This window comes from Sphingomonas populi (assembly GCF_004208535.1).
Lineage (GTDB): Bacteria > Pseudomonadota > Alphaproteobacteria > Sphingomonadales > Sphingomonadaceae > Sphingomonas > Sphingomonas populi.
This window is the reverse complement of the sequence record NZ_SGIS01000152.1, coordinates 1-1,303: the sequence shown is the minus strand read 5'-3', so window position 1 is coordinate 1,303 and position 1,303 is coordinate 1. Positions and strand designations below refer to the sequence as shown.

The following is a 1,303-nucleotide window of genomic DNA, read 5'->3' as shown; positions in this document are numbered from 1 at the left end:
CATCAATCGCTACCTCAAGGAACACAACGCCGACCCAAAGCCCTTCGTCTGGACCAAGCCCGCCGCTCAAATCCTCGACAAGCTCGCCAGACTGCCTGCATCTTCCGTCTGACTCGCTGCACTAGTTCCGATTGAGCCTGATCTCTCGCCTCTGAAAGCTTGCGCTTCCACAGCGGCTCGGCGGCATTGATCTCCTCAGGGCTAGCGGCCGAGGCGGTGCGCGACCTCGGCGGGCGCCAACGAGCAAAAGATGCCGTGTGTCCCAACATGTTGCAGACCATCCTCGATCCGAGAAACGAGTGGATCGCTACGTCGCAACTAAGGTCGCGAGCTTTGCCAGGGAGCAATGGTCCATACATTTCGCGTATTGAAAGTATACAACTGGTCTATTGGACGAAGTGTTCCCGCTCCTGCTATTCTGTGAACCTATAGCCGAGGGGTCGGCTTAAGCAGGGGCAAATAACATGGCAACTACCAAAAACCTCTGGGCCATCGGAGCCTGCTCTACATTTGCTATTGCCGCGATCTGCCTTTCCGGCCTTAACGGGGCTACTGCCGAGGCCGCAGCTAAAGCGGGAACGGCCGCTGCCGATCCGAACTACCCCAAGGTCGATCTCCCGCCGGTGTGGGATGCGGCCGGTAAACTCGTGCAGCCGAAGAACTTTCGCGATTGGTATTTTCTTGGTGCGCCGGTGACGCCCCATGGCTTGAACAATGGCAAGGCCCCTTTCCCGGAGTTCCACAACGTCTACGTGCAGCGCTCCGCTCTTGCCGTCTATCGCGCAACGGGGAAATGGCCCGAGGGCACCATGATGGTAAAAGAGTTGCAGTTGCTTGGCGGGAAAGCCGAATTTCCAGATGGTTCACACTTCGAACCATCTGGCCGCGGATATTTTCCGGGCGCGGTCAACGGCCTGGATGTCGCAGTGAAAGACAGCAAGCGGTTTGGGGCCTCGAAAAATTGGGGCTATTTCAATTTCAATCATGCCCCACCTCCATACCTGCCCGCAGCGGCGGAAAAGCCGATTGCTGAATGCGCCGGTTGCCATATCGCGAATGCTGACGAGGATATGGTCTACATCAGCCACTACCGGTCCATCATCAATCCTCTCCCGGGCAACTGAGCAGCAATCGGGCCGTCAACGTAATTTGACAATATCGACTGCGCAAGGACGGGTTATACCAAGATTCACTGATCAGAACTCGCGAGCCCAATCACGCAGGCCGATAGACATGATCTTCCAGGGCTGGTCGACCAGCTTGTTCCAGGCGTCGCAGCAATGGTCGACGATGTCGTCATAGG

General features: G+C 56.9%; 1 protein-coding gene and 1 pseudogene. Both read left to right on the top strand.

Features of this window, described 5'->3' with window-relative positions; translation table 11 throughout:
* Positions 1-112, top strand: a pseudogene (locus tag EWE75_RS25980) (IS630 family transposase); the annotation flags it as partial.
* A gap of 352 nt (positions 113-464) precedes the next feature.
* Complete coding sequence (locus tag EWE75_RS24630; RefSeq protein WP_130160638.1) at positions 465-1,124, top strand: cytochrome P460 family protein; 660 nt, start codon at positions 465-467, stop codon at positions 1,122-1,124.
* Positions 1,125-1,303 lie beyond the last annotated feature (179 nt).